Here is a 22,770-nt window from a genome sequence, read left to right on the forward strand (position 1 = left end):
TTGTGTGTTGCCTGTTATAACGCTTTGCCCGCCTGCTGTCTGTAGTCTGTTGTTTCTGCTCATGACAGGAGAAGCCGTGATGTTAATGAAATTGTGCGATTTTGTTTCGTGGAACTAAATATTTGTAGATGGCAGTGTTACAATGCAGCGGTTTGTTACCGGTAACAAACAGGCTGTTCGCCGGTATCTGCTGATAAAAACCATTACAACGCAACCACCAATTTTTTTCATACCGCTCATCATGGCGGGAATGAGGCAATGTCATGTCAGAACAAAAAAAGGGTCATTCACGCAGGGATTTTTTGCTGAAGACAATCACCCTGGCGCCCGCAGTGGCGGTAGGTTCCTCGGCGATGGGCGCACTCTCCCTTCCGCTGGCCGCGCAGGCGGCTGAAACCCCGGCGGCACCGCAGCAGGCGCGCGATTACCAGCCAGCCTGGTTTACCGCAGAAGAGTTTGCTTTTATCACCGCCGCCGTGGCGCGGCTGATCCCCAGCGATGAACGCGGGCCTGGCGCACTGGAAGCTGGCGTACCTGAGTTTATCGATCGCCAGATGAACACCCCTTATGCCACCGGTTCAAACTGGTATATGCAGGGGCCGTTCAATCCTGACCTGCCAAAAGAGCTGGGCTATCAGCTGCCGCTGGTGCCGCAGCAGATCTACCGTCTTGGCCTGGCCGACGCCGACCACTACAGCAAACAGCAGTACGGCAAGGTGTTCGCGCAGCTCAGCGGCGAACAGCAGGACGCTCTGTTACAGGCGATGGAGAGCGGCAGCGCGGAGTTCAGCCAGCTGCCGGCAAAAGTCTTCTTCAGCTTCCTGTTGCAGAACACCCGTGAAGGTTTCTTCAGCGATCCGATCCACGGCGGAAATCAGGGCATGGTCGGCTGGAAGCTGATCAACTTCCCTGGCGCACGCGCCGACTTTATGGACTGGGTAGAGCGCGGCGAACGGTATCCGTTCCCGTCAGTGTCAATTCGCGGGGAGAGAAGCTGAGCATGGCAAACGAAATGAAAAAAGTGGATGCGGTGATTGTCGGCTTCGGCTGGGCAGGCGCGATCATGGCGAAAGAGCTGACCGAAGCGGGCCTTAACGTACTGGCGCTGGAGCGCGGGCCGCATCGCGACACCTATCCCGATGGATCTTATCCGCAGTCGATTGATGAACTGACCTATAACGTCCGCAAAAAGCTGTTCCAGGATCTCTCGAAAAGCACCGTGACCATTCGTCATGACGCCTCGCAGACCGCGGTGCCTTATCGTCAGCTGGCGGCGTTTTTGCCCGGTACCGGCACCGGCGGCGCGGGCCTGCACTGGTCGGGCGTCCATTTCCGTGTCGATCCGATTGAGCTGCGGATGCGCAGCCACTACGAGGAGCGCTACGGCAAAAACTTTATCCCGGAAGGCATGACCATTCAGGATTTTGGCGTCAGCTACGATGAGCTGGAGCCGTTCTTCGACAAGGCGGAAAAAGTCTTTGGCACCTCCGGCAGCGCCTGGAGTATCAAAGGCAAAGTGGTGGGCAAAGAGAAGGGCGGTAACCCCTTCGCGCCCGACCGCTCAGATAACTTTCCGCTGCCCGCGCAGAAGCGCACCTACTCGGCGCAGCTGTTTGCGCAGGCGGCGGAATCGGTGGGCTATCACCCTTACGATCTGCCCTCCGCCAATACCTCCGGCCCCTACACCAACACCTATGGCGCGCAGATGGGACCGTGCAACTTCTGCGGCTATTGCAGTGGTTACGCCTGCTACATGTATTCCAAGGCCTCGCCAAACGTCAATATCCTGCCAGCACTGCGCCAGGAGCCGAAGTTTGAGCTGCGCAATAACTCTTATGTGCTGCGGGTTAACCTCAGCGATGACAAAACGCGCGCCACCGGCGTGACCTATGTGGATGGTCAGGGTCGTGAACAGGTTCAGCCCGCCGATCTGGTGATCCTCTCCGCCTTCCAGTTCCATAATGTTCACCTGATGCTGCTGTCGGGCATCGGTAAGCCTTATAACCCGATTACCAATGAAGGCACGGTGGGCCGCAACTTCGCCTACCAGAACCTCTCCACCCTGAAAGCGCTGTTTGATAAAAACACCACCACCAATCCGTTTATCGGTGCGGGTGGCGCAGGGGTGGCGGTGGATGATTTCAACGCCGATAACTTCGATCATGGTCCGCACGGCTTTGTCGGCGGTTCGCCGTTCTGGGTTAACCAGGCGGGCACTAAACCGATCTCCGGCCTGCCGGTGCCAGCGGGTACGCCCAACTGGGGCAGCAAATGGAAAGCGGCGGTGGCGGACACCTACACCCACCACCTGTCGATGGATGCGCATGGCGCGCACCAGTCCTATCGCGCTAACTATCTCGATCTCGATCCCAACTACAAAGATGCCTATGGGCAGCCGCTGCTGCGCATGACCTTTGACTGGCAGGAGAACGACATCAAAATGGCGCAGTTTATGGTGGGTAAGATGCGCAACATTGCCGAAGCGATGAACCCGAAGATGATCATCGGCGGCGCGAAAAAGCCGGGCACCCATTTCGATTCAACCGTCTATCAGACCACCCACATCAGCGGCGGGGCGATCATGGGCGACGATCCGAAAACCAGCGCGGTAAACCGTTATCTGCAAAGCTGGGACGTGCCGAATGTCTTTGTGCCTGGCGCATCCGCCTTCCCGCAGGGGCTGGGCTATAACCCGACCGGCATGGTGGCGGCGCTGACCTACTGGTCAGCCAAAGCGATTCGTGAACACTACCTGAAAAACCCCGGTCCACTGGTGCAGGCATAAGGAACATGGCGATGAAAAATGGCATTCTGGCTCTGATTCTGAGCACCCTGTCGTTCGCCGCGCTGGCGGAGGGCAGTCAGGACGATCTGGTCAAACGGGGTGAATATCTGGCGCGCGCCGGTGACTGTGTCGCCTGCCACACCAGCAAAGAGGGGGCGGCCTTTGCGGGCGGCCTGCCGATGGCGACGCCGATCGGCACCATCTACTCCACCAACATCACGCCCGATGCGGCGACCGGTATTGGTGAATACAGCTACGACGACTTCCAGAAAGCGGTGCGTCACGGCGTGGCGAAAAATGGCGATACGCTCTATCCGGCGATGCCTTATCCCTCCTATGCGGTGGTCAGCGATGAAGACATGAAGGCGCTTTACGCTTACTTCATGCATGGCGTCGCGCCGGTGAAGCAGGCGAACCGCGACAGCGACATTCCCTGGCCGCTGTCAATGCGCTGGCCGCTGGCGATCTGGCGCGGAATTTTCGCGCCCGACGTGAAAGCGTTCCAGCCCGCCGCCCAGGAAGATCCGGTGCTGGCGCGCGGGCGCTATCTGGTTGAGGGGCTGGGCCACTGCGGCGCCTGTCACACGCCACGCAGCTTCACCATGCAGGAGAAGGCGCTGACCAACGACGGGGGCAGCGACTATCTGGCGGGCAGCAGCGCGCCGATTGATGGCTGGACCGCCAGCAACCTGCGCGGTGACAACCGTGATGGACTGGGACGCTGGAGTGAAGAGGATCTGCGTCAGTTCCTGCGTTACGGTCGCAACGATCAGACCGCCGCGTTCGGTGGCATGACCGACGTGGTGGAGCATAGCCTGCAACATCTGAGTGAGGCGGATATTACCGCCATTGCACGCTATCTGAAGTCGCTGGGCGCGAAAGATCCGCACCAGGCGGCGTTCAGCGTGGACGATGCGACGGCTAAAGCGCTGTGGCGCGGCGACGACAGCCAGAGCGGGGCGGCGACCTATGTCGACAGCTGTGCGGCCTGTCATAAAACCGATGGCAGTGGCTACAAACGCTTCTATCCGGCGCTGCGCGGCAATCCGGTGGTGCTGGCGGACGACCCGACCTCGCTGATCCATATCGTGCTGGCGGGCGGGCAACTGCCTGGCGTGAACGGTGCGCCGTCGACCATCACCATGCCAGCGTTTGGCTGGCGGCTGAGCGATCAGCAGGTGGCGGACGTGGTGAACTTCGTGCGTAACAGCTGGGGCAACAAGGCGTCTGCGCCGGTCAGCGCGAAGCAGGTCGCTGAGTTGCGTAAGGATGAGAAAGATCGGCTGGGCAGTGCCGATATTCGGGTGCTGGAAGGCAAGTAATCCGCGCTAAAACAGGCCGTCATCCTGCGGGTGACGGCCTTTGCTGTTAAATATTCTCCAGATCGATGCCGCGGGTTTTCGGCCCGTAAATCCCCACCGACAGCATCACCATCACCATGCTCAGCACGATAAAGGTAATCACCCCCGGCGTTCCGGCATATTGCAGAATCACGCCAATCAGAATACTGCTGAAGACCGTCGAGAGGCGGCTGAAGGAGTAACAGAAGCCAACCGCCCGCGCCCGGATGTGGGTCGGGAATATTTCGGTCTGATAGGCGTGGAAGCTGTAGGTCAGCCAGGCGTTGGACCAGGTGATCAGAAAGCCGCAGAGGATCAGCAGCAGCGGCTGGGTCTGAAAGGCGAACAGCGTGCCGAACACCACCGTCATCAGCGACGCCAGGACGATCTGCCATTTATTCTCCAGCTTATCGGCGTAGCGGCTGCAAATCAGCGAACCGAGCGGATAGGCCAGGGTGATGAAGAAGGCGTAGAGCAGACTGTGAGTTACCGTGGCGCCGTTGCCAGAGAGCAGCGCAGGCAGCCAGTTGCCAAAGCCAAAAAAGCCGATCGCCTGGAAAAAGTTCATCACCACCAGCATCAGGGTGCGCTTACGATAAGCCGGTGACCAGATCTCCCGGAAACGTCCCCGCTCAGGCAGCTGCGCCGCCGCGTCATCGGACGGGAAAGCCGCGCCGGGCGCCGCGCCACAGCGCTGCTCCATCAGGGAGAGCACCTGGTGCGCCTCCTGATGGCGACCCTGCTGCGCCAGCCAGCGTGCCGATTCCGGCAGGTTCTTGCGCACCAGCCAGATCACCAGCGAACAGAGCGCCCCGGCGATCACCACCCAGCGCCAGCCTTCAAGGCTGAATAGCGTTTGCGGAATCAGCCACCACGACATCAGCGCGACGGCGGGCACCGAAAGAAACTGCACAAAAAAGGAGAAGGCAAAGGCGCGGCTGCGCAGCCGGCTCGGCACCCACTCCGACAGATAGGTGTCGATAGTCACCAGCTCAACCCCCAGCCCGATACCGACCAGAAAGCGGAACAGGATGATCATCTCCGCGCTCTGCTGGAACGCCATCAGCAGCGAAAACAGCCCGTACCACAGCAGGGCGCACATAAAAGTGAGGCGACGACCAAAGCGGTCAGCATAGGGAGCCAGCAGGCTGGCACCGAAAAACAGGCCAAGAAAGGTGGCCGAGGCGAAAGCGGCCTGATCGGAGAAGCCCAGTACGCCCGCCGCGCCGGTGTGAAACACCCCCGCTGCCAGCAGGCCCGCGCTGATGTAGCCGGTTTCAAACAGATCGTAAAGCTCGAAAAAGCCGCCCAGCGCCAGCAGCGTAATAAAACGCCACAGTCCGGCGGAGGCGGGCAGCGCATCAATGCGCCCGGCTAAGCTGTTGCGGGCTGCCGATGAAGCGTGCATCGGCGGCATCCCGCGAGAGGATGTAGTCATGTCAGGGTGAACCTCAGGCAGTGTGAACGGGACTCGCCGCCGGTCAGAGGCTTATTAAAATAGTTAACCGTTAGCAAGCGAAGAAATAGCAGAATAATCAATTCATCTCCGCTTGCCGAGCAGCTTGTTGGTGAGTATTTAGCAATGCACGTTGCACTTTTTGCCGTCCGTGGCGGCTGCCTTACGGCAGCTGCGGCCAGACGCCGGGACCAATCGGCAGTCCCAGCCAGTACCAGACCACCAGCAGCGCAATCCAGCTGATAAAAAAGACCAGCGGGTAGGGGAAGATCAGCACGTAATAGGTGCCGAGCTGCGCATCTTTCTGGTAGCGCTGCAAAAAGGCGAGGAACAGCGGCAGAAACGGCGACATCGGTGCCAGCGGCAGCACCGCGGAGTCGGCGATGCGGAAAATCATCTGGGCAAAGGCGGGATGGAAGCCAAGCAGCATAAACATCGGCACGAACACCGGGGCGAGAATCGACCAGATCGCCGAGCCGCTGGCGATAAACATGCAGAGAAACGCCGACAGGAACATCAGACCGAGAAAGGCGGGCGCACCGCTGACGCCAGCGCTCTCCAGCACGTCCGTCAGGCCAATCGCCATAAACTTGCCCATGTTGCTCCAGTTAAAGAACGCCACAAACTGCGACAGCGGAAACACCATCACGATAAAGCCCGCCATTCCCTTCATCGGATCGACCAGCAGCTGCGGAATATCGTCGGGGCGACGGATCTGCTTCGTGACCACGCCATAGGCAATGGCGACCACAAAGAAGAACAGAATAATGATTGGCACAATGCCCTGAATAAAGGGCGAGGGAATAATCGTCCCGCTGACAGGGTGGCGCAGCGGCGCATGTTCCGGCACCACCAGCAGCGCCATCACGGCGATAAACAGCAGGGCCGCGATGCCCGCGGCGCGCAGGCCACGGTTCTCCAGCGGGGTCAGCGCCGCCAGTTTTTCGCCATTGCCCTGCCACTGCGGCAGGCGCGGCTCGATAAACTTATCCGTCAGCAGCGCGCCGACCACGGTCAGCACGATCACTGAGGTCGCCATAAAAAACCAGTTATCGATGACGCTGACGTGCACCGTGCTGCTGACCGCCTTCGCCGCTTCGGTACTGATACCGGAGAGCAGCACGTCGGTGGTGACGATCAGCAGATTGGCGGTAAACCCGGACGCCACACCGGCAATCGCCGCCAGCAGACCGGCCACCGGATGACGACCCACCGCCAGGAAGATCAGCGCGCCCAGTGGCGGCATCACCACCAGCGCCGCATCCGAGGAGATGTGGCTGAAAAAGGCGATAAACAGCACCATATAGCTGGCGTAGCGACGGCTGACGCGCGACGCCATCTTTACCATCAGCGACTGCAACAGGCCCACTTTCTCCGCCAGCCCGGCACCAATCACCAGCGCCAGAATCGACCCCAGCGGGGTAAAGCTGCTGAAGTTCTTGATAATGTTCGGCAGGATCCACTGAATACCAGCGACGCTCAGCAGGTTATTGACCCGCACTATCTCGCCGTTAGCCGGATTTTTTACCGCCAGATCCAGCGCGCTGATTATGGCGGTCGCCACCATCAGCACCACAATCAGATAGACAAACAGTAAAAACGGATTGGGCACTTTATTGCCCACGCGCTCGATCCAGCTGAAAAGCCGGCCAGGGCTGCGGTTCTGTGAGGTTGCTTCCATCATGTCGGGTCTCGTTTTATGTCCCCCAATCAGCGGCGCTGGCTGACGCCGGTCGCGGTTGCGTGCGAGCGGCGGTGAGTTCAGATGCGGCACCGCTGAATCGGGGGAGTGTGTTTGCAATATTTTTTATAGCGGTCCGCGCCAGTGACGCGGCCGTTGGCTCATTCGGCCAGTTTTGTTGGGGTGATCCCCGCCGGGATCGGGCAGTGATAGGGTTGCGTAGCGCGTACCCGGTTAAACTCGGCCTGACAGGCGGCCAGCGCCTGCGCATCCTGCATCAGGGTTAACACCGTGGCCGCCATCACTTTGCCCGCCAGCAACATCCCCTTGTGCCCGATGCTGGTGCGTCCCTGCGCCACCAGTTGCCAGGTGTGCAGCGGCGTGCCAAAGGTGAAGCAGGGCGCAAAGCACTGTGCGGTCGGCGTGACCCAACTGACATCGCCGACATCGGTTGAGCCATAAAGCAGCTCGCGCGTCACCGCATAGGGCGCAACCTGATCCATAAACAGCCGGTCGCCCAGCTGTTCGACCCAGGCGTGACCCGCTTCGCCGCCGGTGCGGGCGGCGTTAAGCCTGGCGTTGCGCAGATCCTCTTCGCTCAGGGTAGCGCGTATCTCCGCCGCGAACGCCCGCTCCTCGTCGCTGTAGTCCGGCAGACCAAAGTGATGCAAATAGCGCTCCATCACCGCTTCCAGCGCGCGATTCGGCACATAGTCGGAGCAGGCTTTATCAAAGCGTACCGTCAGGGTGGTGTCGGTCATCAGGGCCGCGCCGCGGGCAATATTGATCACCCGCTGGTAGATCTCCTGCGCCTGCGGCAGTTCCGGGGCGCGGATCAGGTAGAGCACTTCCGCATCCGCCTGCACCACATTCGGCGAGACGCCGCCGCTGTTGGTCACGGCATAGTGCAGACGCGCCTCCTGCACGATATGCTCGCGCAGAAAGTTGGCCCCGGTGTTCATCAGGGTGACGGCATCCAGCGCGCTGCGGCCGAGATGGGGGGAGTTGGCCGCGTGCGCCGCCACCCCTTTAAAGCTGAACGCCGCCTGGATATTGGCGAGGGTGCGCAGATTGAACATGCCGCTGAAGCCTTCAGGATGCCAGGTGACGGCGGCATCGACATCATCGAACAACCCTTCACGCACCATAAAGGTTTTGCCGGATCCCCCCTCTTCGCCGGGGCAGCCATAAAAGCGTACCGTGCCGCCCGTCGGGTGCTGGCTCATCCAGGCTTTTACCGCGCAGGCCGCCGCGACGCCCGCGGTGCCGAGCAGGTTGTGTCCGCAGCCGTGCCCGTTGCCATTCGCCTCCAGCGGCTGTGGTCGGGCGCAGCCCGCCTGCTGGCTCAGTCCGGCCAGCGCGTCAAATTCGCCGAGGATAGCAATTACCGGTTTGCCGTGACCAAAGCTGGCGATAAAGGCGGTGTCGAGACCGCCGACGCCGCGCTCCACCGTAAAACCTTCTTCGGCCAGCGCGTCAGCCAGCAGCGCCGAGGAGCGGGTCTCGGCAAAACGGGTTTCCGGGGTGTCCCAGATAGCGTCGCTGAGGCCGCTGAACCGCAGGTGATGGCGATCGATATACTCCGCAATAAAATCTTCGCTCATCGGGCACCGCCATATTGCGCCTGATTCAGCGCCAGCGTCGCCAGCAGGGTGATGGCGTCCGGCATCACCTGCTCATCAAAGTCGAACTTCGCATTGTGATGACCCGCCGCCAGCTCACAGCCAAAAATGACATAAGACGCCTGGCCACCGCGCTCTTTTACCCGCTCCATCATGTAAGTGGCATCTTCGGAACCGGCCGCCTGAGCTTTGCGATCGACCACTGAACGGAAGATGCCGAGCGCGTCCGCCTGCTGATGAATGAAATCGACCCACGGCTGGGTCGGCGTACAGCTGCGCGCGGCGCCCATCAGCGAAACCTGATGCTCTACGCCATACATCGCCGCCGCCCCGGCCACCACGCGCAGCGCCTGCTGATAAATATCATCGTTGACCTGATTGGTGGCACCGCGGGTTTCGACTTTCAGCAGCGCGCAGTCGGGCACCACGTTGCGGCCGGTTCCGGCCTGCATCACGCCGACGTTGACGCGCGCCACCCCGCCGCTGTGCTGGCACAGGCCATGCAGCCCCAGCGTCGCCTGCGCCGCGGCCAGCAGGGCGTTGCGACCCTCTTCCGGGCGGGCGCCCGCATGGGCTCCGACGCCGGTAAAATGAATATCGAGCTTGGTGGTGGCGAGAAAGCTGTCGCTGCCGCACACCACTTCGCCAGCCGGGACGCCGGTCCCGATATGGATGGCGGTAAAGCGATCCACATCATCGACTACGCCAGCCGCCACCATCGATTTCGCGCCGCGCACTCCCTCTTCAGCGGGCTGGAAGATCAGTTTTATCGTGCCGCTCAGCTGATCTTTCATCGCCATCAGCACCGAAGCCAGACCAAGGCCAATGGTGGTATGGCCGTCATGACCACAGGCATGCATCATGCCGGGATTGCAGGAGGCAAAGCCTTCGCGCTGCGGCAGATGATCCGCCGCCTGGCTCTCATTAAGATCCAAGGCGTCCATGTCCACCCGGTATCCCATCACCGGGCCAGGCCGCCCGGTTTCAAGCGTCGCCACGATGCCGCAAAACCCGCCGGAGAAGTGGCTGATCCACTGGGGCAGCGCACCCTGTTGCAGCGCCCGCGCCTCCTGCTGCCGGAGCACCTCCTCGTCGGGCAGCCCCATGCGGGCGTCAGCGTCGATCACCTCCCGGCCCAGTTGCAGCTGATAACCGAGCTGGTGCAGCGCCTCGGCCACCAGGGTGGCGGTGCGGAACTCTACCCAGCCCGATTCGGCGTAGTGATGGAAGTCGCGACGCCACTGTTGCAGCTGGGGCAGCCGGGCGCGGATGTGGTCGGAAAGGGTATTCATCGGCTCTGTCCTTACTGTTGGTTTTTTATGCATCGTTCTGAATCTACACAATGGTATTGAGCGGCATAAGATGCGAATATCTTGTGACTGATAAACAACGGTTATCACCGAATTTATGTCTGCTAACCTCAAACTTCATCAACTGCGCGCCTTTGTCGACGTGGCGCGGCAGGGCAGTATCCGGGCGGCGAGCCGTCTTTCCGGTCTTTCGCAACCCGCCTTAACTAAAGCGATTCAGGAGCTGGAGCGTGAGCTGGGGGCGCGGCTGTTTATCCGCCGTCAGCAGGGCGTAGTGTTAACTGACATCGGTGATAACTTTTTTCGTCATGCCAGCCTGGTGCTGGCGGAACTGCGGGTCGCGCAGGAAGATATTCAGCAGCGGCTGGGGCTGGGAGGTGGTCAGGTCAACATCGGGGTGGGCGGCAGCGTGGCGCGCACCATCATGCCGCAGGTGATAAACCAGTTTCATCGTGAATATCCGCTGGTGAAAGTGCGTATTGTCGAAGGCCAGCTGGTGTCGATGGTGCATGAACTGCGTCAGGGGGCGCTCGATTTCACCATCAACACCTACGATCAGAGCCATCTCGATCAGGAGCTGATGTATGAGCAACTGATGCAGCGCGAGTACAAAGTGGTGGTGCGTAAGGGCCATCCGCTGGAAAAGGCGCGTTCGCTGGCCGAGCTACAGCAGGCTGACTGGACCATGCCGACGCCCAAAGGCAGCTACTACCGCCTGCTGCACGATCTGTTTGGCGAGCGCGGCATGGCACCGAAAATCGTGGTCACCTGTGAAACCTTTATGGCCTGCACCAGCCTGGTGGCGCAGAGTGACTTCATCAGTATTCTGTCGGTGGATGTGATTGACGATCCGATTCTCGGCCGATCGCTGGTGGCGCTGTCGCTCGACGACCCGCTGCCCAAAGCGACCTTTTATCTGATACAGCGCAAAGAGACCGCGCTGACGCCGATGAGCAGCTATATGGCGCAGCTGTTCCGCCGTTATTGTCAGTAAAATCAGTGATTAAAGCCGATCGTCTACACTATTAAGGTACTGTAGAAATCCAACCGACAAATAGAGGTGAAGATGCAAGTCAGTCCTTATCTGTTTCTCTATGGCCGTTGCGAAGAGGCTATCGACTTTTACCTTCAGGCGACCGGGGGCGAGCTGCTCGCTAAAATGAAGTTCGGTGATATGCCTGATCAGGGCGAACAGGTGGGCGATCAATCTGCTGCGCCTCAGCCGCCAGAGAAGATCATGCATGCTCAGTTGCGTATCGGTGAGGGTGAACTGATGCTAAGCGATGGCAACACCGAGCAGCCACCGGCATCGGAACATGCGGGTTACGCGGTCAGCCTTTCAACCACCGATGTAGCAGAAGGTAAAGCGTGGTTCGAAAAGCTGTCGGCAGGCGGCAAAGTCACCACCCCGTGGCAGGAGACATTCTGGTCGAGCGGGTTTGCCATGTTTATTGATAAGTTCAATATTCCGTGGCGCATCAATGTAGAGAAGTCGCAGGATTAACTGAGCCAGACGGCGTCGGCAACCGCGACGCCGTTTCAATGGCCACGACCGGTTTTATCGCGCGGCGGCACGCTTCAGGCCGCCGCACCTCATCAGAAGTTGTAACCCGCCACCAGGTAGTAACCCCAGCCGGTAGATTTCACTTCAAACGGTCCCTTGCCGAAGTTCAGCTCCTGACCATCCGCCCACTGTCCGCCGTTGTGGAAGTAACGCGCCACCGCCGAGATGTGCCAGTGATCGTAACCCAGAGACAGAATGTGGCTGGAAGCGATGGAGTTGCTGGTGCGTGACGAACCGCCTTTCTCGTTGAGGTCAGAACCCCAGTCGAAGTTGGTAAAGCCGACATAGCCGAGATTACCGCCCCACAGCGTGGTGATCGGCACGAAGTATTTCACCTTGAAGCGATAACCATCCCAGCTGTTCTCATTCGCCGCACCGTAGTTTTCCCACTGATATTTGGCGTAGACGTTCAGCGACAGGCCGACATCGCTATGAGTATCAATATCGGTGCCCAGACCCATATACCAGGTGTTCTGGCGGTTATCGCTGTTGCGGCCCATGTCGTAGATGTAGTTGTTAGCGAAATACCACTCTTTGAACGGACCAAAGGCCAGGCTGGTGCCGGTCAGTTTGTCGATAGAGAAGCGCGGCTCAATCTCCATAAACATCGGTGAACCGTGGTCAAAAACGCCGTTGGCGTTGCTGTTACCCACGCCGAAGAAGTTAGGCACGTCGAGATAGCCGTAGAAATCGAACCACTCTTTCTTGGCAAACGCTTCATATTCCAGATAAACGTCGTTGTTAAACTGCGGTCCGAAACGGGTGTGGTAGCTGCCTACCACGTTCACGCTCTGATGCCACCAGTCGGAGAGATACTGCGGATCGCTTTCCGCGGCCTGCGCAGCACCACTCAATGAACATGCCAGCACGGCACCTGCTATCAACGTTTTATATTTCATTATTATCAGCCACATGCTTTTGACCGCCGCACACCAGACGCAGTCAGAGAGAAATCGGTCCCTTGATGGGAATGAGGGTTTCACAGCAAATAACAACCCGTTCTTCAGCCCGCGTAGCGTGCCTGTAACAGATCGATAGAAAATAGATTTTGCTCACGTTTGTCAAAAAGTGTTGCATTACAATTCAGCTAAAATGTGATGCGCTTCACAATAACGACGTGGATCGAACGGAACCAGGCAACCGTTTACGTTGTCTGGTTCGTGATCAAACAGGTGAGATCAGGGAAAGGTGACGCGAACCTGTAAACCACAGATGGCACCCTGTGGCGTCAGGCAGTTGGAGAGGGCGACCTGAATCTGATGTTTCTGCGCCACACTGCGCACAATCGACAGGCCCAGGCCGCTGCCCTGCGCTTTTACGTCGGGCGAGCGGGTAAAGCGATCAAAGGCGCGTTCGATAAAGGATTCCGGCATGCCTGGCCCGTTATCGACAATATCGACCACCGTCTGGCCAGATACCCGATGCAGCAGCACATCGACCAGGCTGCCTTCCGGGGTATGCAACATGGCGTTACCAATCAGGTTGTCAAACAGGCTGCGCAGCTCGGAGCGGCTGGCCTGAAGCCGGTACTGGGTGGAGCCATTGAAGCCAATATCGATGCCGCGTTTATCCGCCACCACCATCAGTTGCTCAATGCTCTCCTTCAGTAGATCTTCCAGATCGATATGTTCAACGCTGGCGACCACGCTTTGATCCTCCTGCCGCGAGACATTCAGCAACTGGGTCACCAGATGCCGGGTGCGGGTGACGCCCGCTTCCAGCTGGCTGAACTGGCGGCTCGCCTCGCCCGGCTGGATATGCTGACGCAGGTTTTCCAGCTGTAACGTCACCGCCGTCACCGGCGTACGCAGCTCATGGGCGGCATCCTCCAGAAACTGACGCTGAGAGGACCAGGCCTCGCGCAGCTTACTCAGCAACGAGTTGTAGGCCGCCACCAGCGGCAGGATCTCATCCGGCAAACCCTCGGGTGAGACATTGTGCGGATGATGGGTCTCCTGCGCCGCAATCTGCCGCGAGGCGATCCGCAGATCGCGGGTGATCTTACGCACCACCAGCCAGATCACCAGCAGCGACAGCGGCATCATCAGGATCAATGGAATGATCGCCGACAGCGCCCGCTTGACCATCAGCGCCTTCATGTAGCTGAGGTTATGCATCACCTGAATGGTTTTAATCTCGCTACCGGGCAGGCCGGGCCGGGTGTAGATGCGCCATTCACAGTCGTCACACTGGCCCACATAGACATCGCGATAGCCGCGTTGCGTTTGCAGCGGGGCCTGAAGCTCCGGCCAGGAGCTGGCGCGCAGTTTCCCCTGGTTATCCCATAGCTGAACCACAAAGGCGCTCTTCGCCTTATCGGGGGCGATGAGCATCGGCATCAGCGCCGGCATCTGTTTGTTGGTGGACCAGGCATCGGCGATTTTCGCCAGCTGGTCATCCTTCATGGTGCCGACCATATCGCCGTAGCAGCTGAAGAAATACCAGGTGACGCCGCCAATCATCAGCAGGTGAATGATCAGCAGCGTGGAGAGGAGTTTGTTGCGTAGCGAGCGCATAAAGGTAAAGGGCTTCATATCGCGGGCACCCGCCAGCCCAGCCCGCGCACGTTACGGATGACGTCGTTATCCAGCTTGCGACGCATTCCGTGGATCAGCACATCAACCGCGTTGCTGCTGACTTCATCGCCCCAGCCATAAATGCGGTTTTCCAGCTGTTCGCGCGACAGAATCGCGCCCGGCCGCTCCAGCAGGGCGTAGAGCAGGGCATATTCACGCGCCGTGAGCTGTTCGCGCTGGCCTTTGTAGAGCACCTCGCGCGTCATCATATCCAGCTGAACGTCGCCGCTGCCAAGCAGTGAATCCGCCGCGCCGTGGCGACGCCGGGTGATCGCGCGCATCCGGGCCATCACCTCCTGCAAATCGAAAGGCTTAAGCAGGTAGTCGTCTGCGCCGCTGTCGAGCCCCTGGATCCGCTGCGCCACCGTGTCGCGCGCGGTCAGGATCAACACCGGCGTGGAATCGCCGCGCCCGCGCGCCCGGCGCAGCACCTGTAAGCCATCATCACGTGGCAAGCCCAGATCGAGCAGCACACAGCTGTAGCTGCCCTCGCTCCAGGCGTTATGGGCATAGACGCCATCGCGTACCCAATCCACTGACCAGCCCGCGCCTTCCAGTGCCTGTTGCAGGTTCGCGCCGATCATTTCATCATCTTCAACCAGTAACACCCGCATGGCTGATCTCCTTCAGAAAGATAGGGGAGAGTGTAACCGTCAATTGTTAGAGCAGAATTATCCGCCGTGATAGTTCGCGCCACTGGTTATGCTGGTTGAGGTGCCAGCGATTGCAAGCCTGAAACGGGTGACGTATATTTGAACAACAGGCGAATGCCAGATAATTTATCGGTGATAGTATGTCAGCCCAGCAAGCAAAAAACAGACACCAGCGCGAATATCAGGAGCGCGTTGAAGCGGTCCGAAGTGGTCAGGTGCCGGGTCGCGTGCTTGAAAAACGCCCTGAAGGTGTTGTGCCGGCAAAAGGTGGACGCAGCCTCGCATTTTTCTGACGTCATTCCCGACTGAAATCGGCTAAGTGATAAAATAAGCTCATCCTACAGGTGGGCTTTTTTTATGACATCGCGCGCCATTCCTCCAGAAGAACAGACCATCCGGTTAAATCGGTATCTGATTGATAACGCCAGGTTGCTTCCCTCTCCGGTTATCACCGTGGGCGGTCAGGCGGTTATGTACTGGTACCTCACCTGGTTACACCTCTATCCTGATCAGCCGGACATGACAGCCATTGCGTCAATGGATGTTGATTATGTTGCCCGGAAAGAAGGGGTTGAGGTGATCGCGAAAATATTTAACGTGGCGGGAAACGTTCAGGACGTTTTTACTCCACCTTCCATTGCGGTACTCAGCCTGATTGATAAAGATACCGGGAAGGTCAAGGAGGATGCTCAGGGTCAGTTCCTCAACGAGCGGCTGAATGAAGCAAATATTGTAGACATCATCGATCGCCCTGCTGGCTTTGAGGCTGGAGATTTTGCCGGCGATAAACTTGTACTCAATACAGAGCCCTTTCTGGTGATGCCTGATCGCCATGGCGCAGCCATGAGCCACGAATTCGTCCGGGTTCTCAACCCTATTGCCTGTATCCGCTCCCGTCTGACAAATGCCACGACCCCGATGGGTAAGGACCGGCAGACCGAAGCGGAACGAATTCGTGTCCTGGCATTACCCGCTTTCAACTTTTTGCTGGAGAAGTTACAGACATTACCTTTCCGGCAGGGCAGAAAGTATCTTGATTACTTTGTTTCGTTTATCTGGAACAGGGCATTCAGACGTTTCCAGGCTGAACACCGCATTCCGCTGTACCGTATTGTTGAGCAGCTGGTGGCTGAGCTGGAACAGGAATCAGGCGACAACGTGCCACCCGCGCTATATCGGGAGGAGTTACCGCGACATGTTGAATTTCTGGCGCGTGAGTATCAGCGATACCTCAGACTTGTTGACTCCGGCCAGACATAATCGGCCAGCATCACCGCAGCAGAAAATAAATCTGGCTTACGGAGCAATTCTTTTGCCTTCAGTTCCCCTTGCAGCAAAGATTTTAGTACCTGAACGGCTCCTGCCGCCTGCTCTCGCTGCGCTTTTTCCGATTGCTAATTCTGCGCTAATTTTCTGCTAATTAAGGGATAAATTTTAGCGGGTAGAGTGGTTCCACTGCACATCAGTTTCAACAGGAGGAACCCATGAATCAGCGCGAGTTTATTCGGAGTTTGCTGGAGTGGATAGAGAACAACTTAGGACACGATCTGCATCTGGATGAGGTGGCGCGTCGATCCGGCTATTCCCGCTGGCATCTGCAACGCCTGTTTCGTCAGCACACCGGCTTTTCTCTGGCAGAGTATATCCGTCAGCGCCGCCTGACCGAGTCTGCGCTCACGCTGCTGAGCAGCGATGACGCGATATTGCAGGTGGCGATGAACTACGGCTTCGATACCCAGCAGGCTTATACCCGCACCTTTAAAAACTATTTCATGATGACCCCAGGCCAGCTGCGTCGTCAGCGCCGCGTGGAGCCGGATCGGCTGCTGTTTCCGCTGGCGATGGCCAGCTGAAGCCTGCCATACCCTTCCCGTCACAGAGCAGAGACGGGAAGGGCGATATGCACTGTGCGCCGCTGTTCTGCGGCTCGCCCACGCGCGCTTTTTTTCCCGCCTGTCGATCTGCTCCGACCCGGACGTGCTAGTTTGTTGCCAGCATTTCTTTACCGCTGGAGTCGGCAAGCATGGAAAACGGCGCGAATTTAACCGCCATGTTGGTATTTGCCCGGGTCGTCGAGTTGCAAAGTTTCAGTGAGGCCGCGCGCGCCCTGGGCTGGTCTAAATCGCATGTCAGTCGGGAGATCGCCCGGCTGGAGCTGCGGCTCGGTATCCGGCTGTTGCAGCGCACCACGCGGCGGCTGGCGCTGACCGAGCTGGGCCAGGCTTACTATCCCTACTGCGTGCGGATGCTGGCAGAGGCGCAGCGTGCCGAGGCGTTTGTGCAGCAACTGCATCAGCAGCCCAGCGGTCATCTGCGGCTCCAGGCACCGGTGACCTTCGGCTGCCAGTGTGTGGTTCCGGTGCTGAATCGCTTTCTGCGTCGCCATCTGCATATCAACGTCGATCTCGATCTTACCGATCGCCATCATGACGCGCTGGAGGATCAGGTCGATCTGGCGATCGTCATTCGATCCCGCGCGCCCCGGCAGGGCAATTTCCGGGTGTTAAGCGAGATTGAATGGGGTCTCTACGCCGCGCCCGCCTATCTGGCGCAACGCCCCGCTATCAGCCACCCGGAGATGCTGCCGCGCCACGATCTGCTGCTGTTTCATGGTCCGGCACACACCGCCGCGCTGCCGTTCCGCCGGGATAAACAGCGGCTGGCCCTCGATGTGCGCAGTCGCTTTCGCGCCAACAACAGCATGGCGCTGCTCAATGCGGCGCTGGCGGGCAGCGGCATCGCCTATCTGCCCTCCTACATGGCGCAGGAGGCGCTGGCGCGTGGTGAGATTCAGCAACTGTTACCGGAGTGGCAGATGGATCGCCTGCAAAGTTATCTGCTGCTGCACGACAGCGCGGAACCGGTCAGAGCGGTGACGCTGTTGTGCGATGCGCTGATCGCCGCGCTGGCTGCCCGCTGATTGTTGCTCAGTGACGACAATCAGCGCTACAGAGTAACTATCGTGGCGTGACTGTTGTTATCCAGCGACTCTGGTTAGCCTGTATCCCTGATCACTCACCGGATATTGCCATGCAACAGTCCCCCGAAACTGCCGCGTTTCCGCACTGGAAACGTAACTTAGCCGTCTGTGTCGTCGGCTCCTTCAGCACCATTGTGGCGATGACGCTGCTGCTGCCTTTTCTGCCGCTCTATGTGCAGCAGCTTGGGGTAGAGCAGCCCGCCGCGATCGCCCGCTGGTCCGGTCTCGCCTACGGTGCGACCTTCTTCAGCGCCGCGCTGACCGCGCCGCTGTGGGGCAAACTGGCCGATCGCTATGGGCGTAAGCTGATGCTGATCCGCGCCAGTCTCGGTATGGCGATTGCCATGTCGCTGATCGGCATGGCGACCGCGCCCTGGCAGCTGGTGGCGCTGCGCCTGCTGGCGGGGCTGCTGGGCGGCTATGCCTCAGGGTCGACCATCCTGGTGGCGTCGCAAACCCCCAAAGCGCAGACCGGCTGGGCGCTGGGTCTGTTGTCCTCTGGCATTATGGCGGGCAACGTGGTCGGGCCGCTGCTGGGGGGCGTGTTACCGCCGCTGATCGGCATCCGCCAGACCTTCTGGTTAACCGGCGCGGTGATTTTTCTCGCCTTTCTCGCCACCACTTTTTTACTCAGGGAGCAGCCGCGCGCCAGCGTAGCGGCGCAGTCCCGGCAGCAGACGCAGGTGGCGGAACCGCCGGTTAATCAGCGGCTGGTGCGGCTGATGTGGCTCTCCGGGATGTTGCTGATCTTTGCCACCATGTCGATTGAGCCGATTATCACGCTCTACGTCGGTGAGTTTGTGCAGGGCGAGCATCAGATCACCCTGATGGCCGGGCTGGTGATGTCCGCCGCGGCGCTGGGAACGGTGATCTCTGCGCCGCGCCTCGGGCGTCTGGCCGATCGCGTCGGCCACTGGCGCGTGCTGACCGGCGGTTTATTGCTGAGTGGGTTGCTGCTGATCCCGCAGGCGTTTATCAGCGCGGCGTGGCAGCTGGTGCTGCTGCGTTTTCTGATGGGGATGGCGCTGGGCGGCTTGCTGCCGTGCATTACGGCGATGATTCGCCATCACGTACCAGCCTCTCAGGTCGGCCGGATGCTGGGCTATTCGACCTCGGCGCAATATATCGGTCAGGTGAGCGGTCCGCTGTTTGGCGGGCTGGTGGGTGGGGCGCTGGGGATGCGGCCGGTGTTTCTGGCGACCTGCGCCGTGATGCTGTTCTGTGCCTGGCTTAACTGGCGCGGTATGCGGAAGTAGCGCGATCAAAAAAGGCGGACCGGAGTCCGCCTTAGCGTGCTTACTGCTGAATCACTTATTTCTGGTCTGGCAGCGCGTAGGCGATAACGTAATCGCCCAGTTTGGTGCCGAACGAGCCGTGACCACCCGCCGCGATGACAACATACTGTTTGCCATCTACTTCATAGGTCATCGGTGTCGCCTGGCCGCCAGCCGGCAGACGTGCCTGCCATAACAGCTCGCCAGTATCGGTGCTGAAGGCGCGCAGGTAGTTATCTGCGGTCGCACCAATAAAGAACACCTTACCGGCGGTGGTGATGGGACCACCCAGCATTGGCATACCCATTTTGAACGGCAGCGGAACCGGTGCGCTATCACGAACCGTACCGATACGCTGTTTCCACACCACGTCGTTGGTCTTCAGATCCACCGCGGAGATATAACCCCAGGCAGGCTGTTTACATGGCAGACCAAACGGCGACAGGAACGGATTCAGCTCGACGCCATAGGGCACGCCATACTGTGGCTGAATACCGGTTTCGGTGCCGGAACCGCCTTCAGCGCCTTTCGGCGGCTCAATCGGATTGCCCGGACCGCGTGGGACCAGTTTGGAGACAAACGGCAGCGCCATCGGGTTCGCAATCGCGATCTGACGATGGGGATCGACAGCGATGCCGCCCCATTCGAACATACCGAGGTTGCCAGGGAACACCAGCGTGCCCTGCTCAGATGGCGGGGTAAACGGACCTTCGTAGCGCAGACGCTTGAAGATCACGCGGCACACCAGCTGGTCGAACATCGTCGCGCCCCACATATCCTTGTCCGTGAGGTTCTGTTTCGGACGGAAGGTCAGCTCAGAGTAGGGCTGAGTGGCGGCAACGTGATCGCCTTTGGCCGCGCCCTGCGGCACTGGCGTTTCTGGCGCAGGCACCACAGGCTTGCCGGTACGACGATCCAGCACAAAGATGTTACCGGTTTTCGCCGGGGCATAGACCACCGGCACGGTGTTGCCATCTTTATCGGTGATGTCAGCCAGCGTCGGCTGCGACGGCAGGTCCATATCCCACAGGTCGTGATGCACCGTCTGATAAGACCAGACCAGCTTGCCGGTGGTGGCGTTGAGGGCCAGCACGCTGCTGGCGTAACGCTCCTGCTCTGGCGTGCGGTTGCCGCCCCAGATGTCCGGTGTGGTCACGCCCATCGGCAGGTAAACGGTATCCAGTTTCGGATCGTAAACCGCCGGTGCCCATGAATTCGGAGAGTTCATGGTGAAGGTGTGTTCATCCGCCGGAATGGCGTTAGGATCTTTCGCGCCTGGGTCAAACACCCACAGCAGCTTACCGGTATTGACATCAAAGCCACGAATCACGCCTGACGGCTCGCGGGTTGAGAAGTTATCGGTAACCGCACCCGCCATCACGATGGTGGTGTTGGTGATCACCGGCGGTGAGGTCGGCTCATACATACCCGCGGTGGTGACAGGCTGTTTGTGTTGCAGATCCAGCTCGCCGTTGACGCCAAATGACGGGCAGCGTTCGCCGGTTTCCGCGTCCAGCGCAAACAGACGACCATCGTTGACCGGCAGATAGATGCGACGTGAGCAGAGCGCAGGCTGGCTGTTAGCGGCATCGGCCGCGGCCGGGACTTCATGGTAAGAGACACCACGACAGGTGACGTGCTGGAAGGTTGGATTGACCTTCATGCCCGGATCAAATTTCCACTTCTGCTTGCCGGTGGCCGCATCCAGTGCAAACAGGATCTGGTGTGGCGAACAGAGGTAAAGAGTGTCGCGGATTTTAATCGGGGTCACTTCGTCGGTGATTTCACCCGGATCGTTCGGGGTTTTCATGTCGCCGGTCTGGAACTGCCAGGCGACCTGTAACTCTTTCACGTTCTGATGGTTAATCTGCTTCAGCGGCGAGAAACGGGTGCCCTGCTGATCGCGCGCGTAGGCGGGCCAGTCAGCGTCCGGGATGTTGCTCAGCGGCTGTGCCTGCGGCGCGTTATCCGCAGTTTCTGGCAGTGAACCGTTGACGACCTGTGGGTCGTTAAAGACCGCATAGGTCAGCACGGCAGCACTGGCAATCAGCGCCACAGCCATAGTACCCAGCGCCGCTTTGCTGCCAGCGTTCAGGCTACGATAGACAAACGGCAGGATCAGCCAGACACCAAAGATCACCAGCACATCGGTGCGCGGTGCCAGAGCCCAGAAGTCAGTACCCACTTCCCACACACCCCAGATCAGGGTGCCGATCAGCAGCAGTGCATAGAGAACCAGCGCGCTGCTGTTGCGGCGGGCAAGCAGATAAGCGGTGATAAGCATAACCACACCGCCGAAAACGTAATACCAGGAACCACCAATGGCGGCTAACCAGCCACCGCCAATCAGCATAAACGCGCCCGTCAGCACTGCGAACAGTACCGTCAGGAAACGAATTACGCCAAAAGATGAGGAGTTTTTCCCCATAATATCGACCTCGTTTCGTTGCCATAAAACACACGAAAACAACCAGATAGGCTGTTTTCAGTTATCAAGTACAAATGATTAGGGTGTTCTTCAGTATCTCTTCCGGTAAGACAGACGATCCCTTTGTGTTAAATGTTATAGCAAAATTAGATCAAGGTTTGATTTTTTTGGCTCAAAGCGCTTAACAAATGAAATAATACGACATTTTATAAGGGATTAAAGGACGTTAAGCGCACCACCGTGTGCCCTTAACGCCGGAAGGCAGGATTTGTGAATCAACCGCTAATAAGATCGCCGTCCGAGCGTTGCTGTTGCCAGCCGGTGATATTTATCTCAGCGAACTGTTCCGCTGTTAAAGGTGGCGTATGCGTGCGCACGATCACCTCGGCCCCTTTTTCACGGAAGCTGGCCATAAAAAAGGGAAAGGTAAATTTCTTATGATTGTCATTAAAGAACGCTTCGCTTAAAACAATTCCCGAAAATGGAAACGATTCCAGTAATCGCCAGTCTGCGCCGGGCGGCGCGAAATCATAAAGCCAGAAATTAAATTTCTCTGTTAATTCAAGCAGTGAGGCGTAACGGGCGGCTAAACTGGAATAACTGATACCAACCCGGACGCGCGCACCCTGCAAATGGGAATAAGCGTCAGGCATCGCTATCATTCCCTGTAATCGAATATCTTCGAACGGGACAATCATTAATGCTGCTTCAGTGGCAATTTGATTGTGCAATGAAATAATGTTGTGACTATTAAGTATATTGCTGCTGTCCTGAATTTGCTGAAGATAGGGCACGCTATAGCAAATGCCCGCGACATTACGCTCAACGTGATGGATAGGTTCAGTAACATAAGGGTTATATAAACTGTTTTTCATTATCTCTATGAAAGGCAATAAAAGAGTCTGTTGACAATTAATGATATAAAAAGTCGCACTTTTCTAAATGCGTGCGTGAATATAGATCATCTGCTTAATCCAAATCACCCTTTTGTTGCACCAGACAGCAAATAAAGTAAACAGTCGATGCGGGATAATTCCTTTGGTGTCTGATGATGCGCTGGAATATATTCAAGAGACGGAATCAATAGGCGGGTAATAGTCA

General features: G+C 58.5%; 18 protein-coding genes. 9 read left to right on the forward strand and 9 right to left on the reverse strand.

Features of this window, described 5'->3' with window-relative positions:
* The first annotated feature begins 263 nt into the window (after window positions 1-263).
* Genes ACCW71_RS16185 through ACCW71_RS16195 form a run of 3 tightly spaced genes read left to right on the forward strand, consistent with a single transcriptional unit; the run spans window position 264 to window position 4,107 of the window.
* Window positions 264-998, forward strand: a complete 735-nt coding sequence (locus tag ACCW71_RS16185; protein ID WP_436373137.1) for a gluconate 2-dehydrogenase subunit 3 family protein — start codon at window positions 264-266, stop codon at window positions 996-998.
* 2 nt (window positions 999-1,000) lie between these two features.
* Window positions 1,001-2,785, forward strand: coding sequence for a GMC family oxidoreductase (locus tag ACCW71_RS16190; RefSeq protein ID WP_436373138.1), 1,785 nt, complete (start codon window positions 1,001-1,003; stop codon window positions 2,783-2,785).
* A gap of 11 nt (window positions 2,786-2,796) precedes the next feature.
* Window positions 2,797-4,107 (forward strand): c-type cytochrome, encoded by a 1,311-nt coding sequence (locus tag ACCW71_RS16195; protein ID WP_436373140.1) that lies wholly within the window; start codon window positions 2,797-2,799, stop codon window positions 4,105-4,107.
* Between the two features lie 46 nt (window positions 4,108-4,153).
* On the opposite strand, the gene ACCW71_RS16200 is transcribed toward ACCW71_RS16195, so the two are convergent.
* The 4 genes from ACCW71_RS16200 to ACCW71_RS16215 all read right to left on the reverse strand — a co-directional run bounded on the left by ACCW71_RS16200 (window position 4,154) and on the right by ACCW71_RS16215 (window position 10,176).
* Window positions 4,154-5,563, reverse strand: coding sequence for an MFS transporter (locus ACCW71_RS16200; protein WP_436373142.1), 1,410 nt, complete (start codon window positions 5,561-5,563; stop codon window positions 4,154-4,156).
* Between the two features lie 181 nt (window positions 5,564-5,744).
* Complete coding sequence (abgT, locus tag ACCW71_RS16205; protein ID WP_436373208.1) at window positions 5,745-7,262, reverse strand: p-aminobenzoyl-glutamate transporter; 1,518 nt, start codon at window positions 7,260-7,262, stop codon at window positions 5,745-5,747.
* Between the two features lie 161 nt (window positions 7,263-7,423).
* The gene (locus ACCW71_RS16210) at window positions 7,424-8,866 is read right to left on the reverse strand and encodes a M20 family metallopeptidase (protein WP_436373144.1); all 1,443 of its coding nucleotides are present in this window, start codon (window positions 8,864-8,866) and stop codon (window positions 7,424-7,426) included.
* Window positions 8,863-10,176, reverse strand: coding sequence for a M20 family metallo-hydrolase (locus ACCW71_RS16215; protein ID WP_436373145.1), 1,314 nt, complete (start codon window positions 10,174-10,176; stop codon window positions 8,863-8,865). The genes ACCW71_RS16210 and ACCW71_RS16215 overlap by 4 nt, the downstream gene beginning before the upstream one ends.
* A gap of 115 nt (window positions 10,177-10,291) precedes the next feature.
* Between ACCW71_RS16215 and ACCW71_RS16220 the strand changes: the two genes are divergently transcribed.
* Together ACCW71_RS16220 and yjdN are read left to right on the forward strand one after the other, a co-directional pair.
* A complete protein-coding gene (locus ACCW71_RS16220; protein WP_436373146.1) occupies window positions 10,292-11,188 on the forward strand; it encodes a LysR family transcriptional regulator in 897 nt (298 codons plus the stop codon).
* 72 nt (window positions 11,189-11,260) lie between these two features.
* The gene (gene yjdN, locus ACCW71_RS16225) at window positions 11,261-11,698 is read left to right on the forward strand and encodes a VOC family metalloprotein YjdN (protein WP_436373147.1); all 438 of its coding nucleotides are present in this window, start codon (window positions 11,261-11,263) and stop codon (window positions 11,696-11,698) included.
* A gap of 92 nt (window positions 11,699-11,790) precedes the next feature.
* Here yjdN and ACCW71_RS16230 read toward each other — a convergent pair whose 3' ends face one another.
* The 3 genes from ACCW71_RS16230 to ACCW71_RS16240 form a co-directional block, all read right to left on the reverse strand.
* Complete coding sequence (locus tag ACCW71_RS16230) at window positions 11,791-12,657, reverse strand: nucleoside-specific channel-forming protein Tsx (protein WP_436373148.1); 867 nt, start codon at window positions 12,655-12,657, stop codon at window positions 11,791-11,793.
* A gap of 279 nt (window positions 12,658-12,936) precedes the next feature.
* A complete protein-coding gene (locus ACCW71_RS16235; protein WP_436373149.1) occupies window positions 12,937-14,292 on the reverse strand; it encodes a sensor histidine kinase in 1,356 nt (451 codons plus the stop codon).
* Complete coding sequence (locus tag ACCW71_RS16240; RefSeq protein ID WP_436373150.1) at window positions 14,289-14,948, reverse strand: response regulator; 660 nt, start codon at window positions 14,946-14,948, stop codon at window positions 14,289-14,291. Before ACCW71_RS16240 ends, ACCW71_RS16235 begins: the two co-directional genes overlap by 4 nt.
* A 396-nt stretch (window positions 14,949-15,344) precedes the next feature.
* On the opposite strand from ACCW71_RS16240, the gene ACCW71_RS16245 reads away from it, so the two are divergent.
* From ACCW71_RS16245 to ACCW71_RS16260, 4 genes are all read left to right on the forward strand, one after another.
* Window positions 15,345-16,247 carry a hypothetical protein gene (locus ACCW71_RS16245; RefSeq protein ID WP_436373151.1) on the forward strand — a complete coding sequence of 301 codons (903 nt, stop codon included), beginning with the start codon at window positions 15,345-15,347 and terminating at the stop codon, window positions 16,245-16,247.
* A 224-nt stretch (window positions 16,248-16,471) separates the two neighbouring features.
* Complete coding sequence (locus tag ACCW71_RS16250) at window positions 16,472-16,840, forward strand: helix-turn-helix domain-containing protein (RefSeq protein WP_436373153.1); 369 nt, start codon at window positions 16,472-16,474, stop codon at window positions 16,838-16,840.
* A 170-nt stretch (window positions 16,841-17,010) separates the two neighbouring features.
* A complete protein-coding gene (locus ACCW71_RS16255; protein ID WP_436373155.1) occupies window positions 17,011-17,907 on the forward strand; it encodes a LysR family transcriptional regulator in 897 nt (298 codons plus the stop codon).
* A gap of 110 nt (window positions 17,908-18,017) precedes the next feature.
* A complete protein-coding gene (locus ACCW71_RS16260) occupies window positions 18,018-19,223 on the forward strand; it encodes an MFS transporter (protein ID WP_436373156.1) in 1,206 nt (401 codons plus the stop codon).
* A gap of 55 nt (window positions 19,224-19,278) precedes the next feature.
* Here the strand turns inward: ACCW71_RS16260 and ACCW71_RS16265 are convergent, their stop codons facing one another.
* On the reverse strand, window positions 19,279-21,669 hold the full coding sequence (locus tag ACCW71_RS16265; RefSeq protein WP_436373158.1) for a glucose/quinate/shikimate family membrane-bound PQQ-dependent dehydrogenase: 2,391 nt from the start codon (window positions 21,667-21,669) through the stop codon (window positions 19,279-19,281).
* A gap of 275 nt (window positions 21,670-21,944) precedes the next feature.
* Window positions 21,945-22,544 carry a hypothetical protein gene (locus ACCW71_RS16270; RefSeq protein ID WP_436373159.1) on the reverse strand — a complete coding sequence of 200 codons (600 nt, stop codon included), beginning with the start codon at window positions 22,542-22,544 and terminating at the stop codon, window positions 21,945-21,947.
* Between the last annotated feature and the right edge of the window lie 226 nt (window positions 22,545-22,770).

The sequence above is a fragment of the Pantoea sp. C2G6 genome (assembly GCF_051336815.1).
Taxonomy (GTDB): Bacteria; Pseudomonadota; Gammaproteobacteria; order Enterobacterales; family Enterobacteriaceae; genus Pantoea.